The organism is Atribacterota bacterium (assembly GCA_028717805.1).
Taxonomy (GTDB): domain Bacteria; phylum Atribacterota; class Phoenicimicrobiia; order Phoenicimicrobiales; family Stramentimicrobiaceae; genus Stramentimicrobium.
Map to the genome: position 1 here is coordinate 1 of JAQUNC010000081.1, position 3,914 is coordinate 3,914.

Genomic DNA, 3,914 nt, shown 5'->3' on the forward strand with positions numbered 1-3,914 from the left:
ATTACTGGGAAAATTTCAAGTCCCGAGGAGGTTTTATAATATGATTATAAAGGGTAATATTTGGAAATTTGGAGACAATATTGATACAGATGTTATTATTCCCGCAAGATATTTAAATACTTCTGATTCATTAGAACTAGCGTCACATTGTATGGAAGATTATGATCGGGATTTTGTGAATGAGATGAAGAAGGGTGATATAATTGTGGCGGGTGAAAATTTTGGTTGTGGCAGTTCCAGGGAGCATGCACCGCTAGCTATTAAAACAGCTGGTATTTTTTATGTTATTGCCAAATCATTTGCTCGCATTTTTTATCGAAATGCTATCAACATTGGGTTGCCTATATTTGATTCGGCTGAAGTATTTGATAATTCTGAACAGGGGGAGATTTTAGAGGTTCTCCTTGAACAGGGTGTTATAAAAAATATAACCAGAAAAATAGAATTTAATATAAATTCTATGCCTGCTTTTATTCAAGAAATAATTACGGCAGGAGGATTAGTCGAATACACCAAGAATGAAATAAAAAGGAGAAAAAATAGAGGAAGATATAAAAGTTGTTGAATTTGCTTGCCAATCTCATGAAGTAAAAATTAATTGGCACAAACATCCTTTTGGTGCAGAGTATTACTTGAAAAAGGATGTATTATTACCAGAAAGCGCACTAACTGAGATAAGGGATATGGATGCTATTTATCTTGGGTCAATTGGAGATCCTAAGGTCAAGCCTGAGATACAGGAAACAGAAATATTGTTAAAAATAAGATTTGATTTTGACCAATATATTAATCTTAGGCCGGTTAAATTATATTCAGGTATCCCAAGCCCCTTAAGATATAAAGATTATCATGATATTAGTTTTTATGTTATCAGAGAAAATACAGAAGATTTCTATATAGATATCGGAGGACGCTTTAATAATAGTCGGCATCAAAAAAAGCGTTTTTTAAGCAGGGATTTATACCAGATGGATATTCAGTTTGATTTTCAGGTTACTGAACAGGAAGAGGTTGGTTGCCAATTAGGCTTATTAGCCAGAAAAGGTTCAGAAAGAATAATAAAATATGCTTTTGATTTTGCTCGAAAGAAGAATTTATCCAATGTGTCTACTGTAGATAAGGCTAATGTACTTCCAGATATGTATCAGCTTTGGAGAGATGTTTTTAAAGATACTGTTGTTAATTATCCTGATCTTAAAACAGATTACTATTTTATTGATGCAATGACTATGTTCTTTGTTAGTCAACCGGAAAGATTTGAAGTCATTGTATCTCCTAATATGTTTGGAGATATTATTACCGATTTAGGGGCAACTATACAGGGAGGTATTGGTATGGCGGCAGGAGCAAATATTAATCCACAAGGAGTGTCTATGTTCGAACCCATTCATGGCTCTGCACCTGATTTGAAGAATAAGTATATTGCTAATCCAATTGGAACTATTATTGCGGGAGCAATGATGATGGAGCATTTGGGTGAAATAGAGATAGCCTTATCTATTGAACAGGCAGTTGAAAAAGTCCTTCAGGAAGAAAAATTAAGACCATAGACATGGGGGGCAATAGTTCTACAAAAGTCGTTGGTAGGGAAATAATTAAGCAATTGTCAAAATAATAGAAGTGTAAAAGGTTAATAATTATGCTGATCATTAACGGAATTATATTAAATATTATTTGAATTATTGGTGTGGTGATACCAGCTTTACCTGGTATTGTATTGAACTATATTTCCTTGATTTTGCTTTATATCATTAAAGGAGAAGAAACACTTAGTCTTAGTATTCTGGTAACATTCGGCATTTTAACATTATTGGTTACTATGCTGGATTATATTCTTCCCCTGTTAGGAGCCAAAAGATTCGGTGCATCACGTACCGGTATAGCAGGTGCAGTTGTCGGAATGCTGTTAGGTATTATATTTTTCCCACCATTAGGCATTTTTTTCGGTCTCTTGATTGGTGCATTTGTAGGGGAACTAATAGCCGGAAAAGACCAGTACCAGGCGTTCAAGGCAGGAATGGCTACCTTTTTGGGAAGCCTTACCTCAATAGCGGTTAAGATAGTGTTGGCATTAGTAATGACCTTCTATTATCTCTGGCACCTTTTTTAGAAATCTTAAGTTTCTATATTATTTGAAATTTAATAGATGCATCAAATGGTGATTGGTTAATATTTATCTTTAAAATTTTTCTTATAATAATATAAAAAATCTATCGCTGTAATAAAGATATTGATAATATAATTAAAATATAGAAATATTGAAAGTTAACATGCAAAATTTATTAGAAAGAGAAAAAAGATAGGAAGGGTAAAAATATGGAAAAGAAGAGTGATATGGTAACTAAAGGAGCAAGTCGTGCTCCTCATCGCTCTCTATTTTATGCTATGGGCTATACCCCGGAGGATTTAGAAAAACCAATAATCGGGGTTGTAAATTCCTTTAATGAGATTATACCAGGTCATATTCAATTAAATGAAATTACACAGGCGGTAAAGATGGGTATTGCAGCAACAGGTGGAACACCAGTTGAATTTCCGGTCATTGGAATTTGTGACGGCATTGCCATGAATCATGATGGCATGAAGTATCCCCTAGCCAGTAGAGAGCTTATAGCTGATTCCATTGAAGCAGTTGCCATGGCCCATCATTTTGATGGTCTGGTACTGGTGGCAAATTGTGATAAAATAGTGCCTGGTATGTTAATGGCAGCCGGACGTCTAAATATACCATCCATTTATATCAGCGGTGGCCCTATGCTTCCAGGGCAATATTCCAACAGGGATGTTGACTTAAATACTGTTTTTGAAGCTGTAGGGCAGTATAAGCAACAAAAAATGTCTCCAGAGGAATTACTTAAATTGGAACAGTGTGCCTGCCCCGGTGCCGGTAGCTGTGCCGGATTGTTTACCGCTAATTCTATGAATTGCCTATCAGAAGCTCTGGGCATGGCTCTGCCCGGTAATGGAACCATTCCAGTGGGCTATGGCGAAAGAAAGCAATTAGCCAAAAGGGCAGGGATGGCAATAATAAATCTGGTTAGTAATCAGATTAAACCCAGAGATATAATGACTGCTAATGCCTTTGAAAATGCCATTACTCTTGATATGGCTATGGCCGGTTCCACCAATACCGTATTACATCTACTGGCTATTGCCCATGAAGCTGGCATTAAACTGGAATTGAAGACTTTTGACCGATTAAGTCGTATTATTCCCGTTTTAACTAAGATCTCCCCCTCCAGTCATTTCCATGTTACTGATTTGTATTTTGCGGGAGGCATTCAAGCGGTGTTAAAAGAACTAGCTGAGGAAAACCTTATTCATACCGAAGAAATGACTGTAAGCGGAAAACCTATTGGGCAAAATTTTGCTCACGCTCAGATAAAGAATACTGAGGTTATTAAAAAATTCAATGAACCATATAGCAAGGAAAGCGGCATAGCAGTGCTTTATGGAAATTTAGCTCCGGATGGGGGAGTGATAAAGGTTTCAGCAGTAAATAAGAGTATGTATGTTTTTGAAGGAAGAGCAAGGGTATTTAATTCAGAAGAAGAAGCTTATCAGGCAATAATAGAAGGTAAGATAAAGAAGGGTGATGTAGTAGTTATTCGTTTTGAAGGACCAAAAGGTGGTCCCGGAATGAGGGAAATGTTAGCACCAACTTCTGCCCTTTGTGGAATGGGATTGGATAATGATGTTGCCTTACTTACTGATGGTCGTTTTTCAGGTGCTACCCGTGGTGCAGCTATTGGGCATATTTCACCTGAAGCAGCAGAAAAAGGTCCCATTGGTATGATTGAGGATGGAGATATTATAAAAATAGATATTTCTGGACGAGAACTATCGGTGAATTTATCAGAAGAGGAATTAAGAAGACGGGAAGCAAAATGGTCTTTACCAGAAAGAAATATCCC

General features: G+C 36.5%; 4 protein-coding genes. All 4 read left to right on the forward strand.

Annotation, left to right across the window (positions count from 1 at the left end; translation table 11 throughout):
• Nucleotides 1-40: 40 nt before the first annotated feature.
• Nucleotides 41-565 (forward strand): 3-isopropylmalate dehydratase small subunit, encoded by a 525-nt coding sequence (gene leuD / locus PHD84_10600; protein MDD5638244.1) that lies wholly within the window; start codon nt 41-43, stop codon nt 563-565.
• A 28-nt stretch (nt 566-593) separates the two neighbouring features.
• Complete coding sequence (locus PHD84_10605; protein ID MDD5638245.1) at nt 594-1,550, forward strand: isocitrate/isopropylmalate family dehydrogenase; 957 nt, start codon at nt 594-596, stop codon at nt 1,548-1,550.
• A gap of 137 nt (nt 1,551-1,687) precedes the next feature.
• Nucleotides 1,688-2,110 (forward strand): DUF456 domain-containing protein, encoded by a 423-nt coding sequence (locus tag PHD84_10610; GenBank protein MDD5638246.1) that lies wholly within the window; start codon nt 1,688-1,690, stop codon nt 2,108-2,110.
• Nucleotides 2,111-2,316: 206 nt separating this feature from the next.
• A partial coding sequence (gene ilvD, locus PHD84_10615) for a dihydroxy-acid dehydratase (protein ID MDD5638247.1) occupies nt 2,317-3,914 on the forward strand: 1,598 nt, incomplete at its 3' end.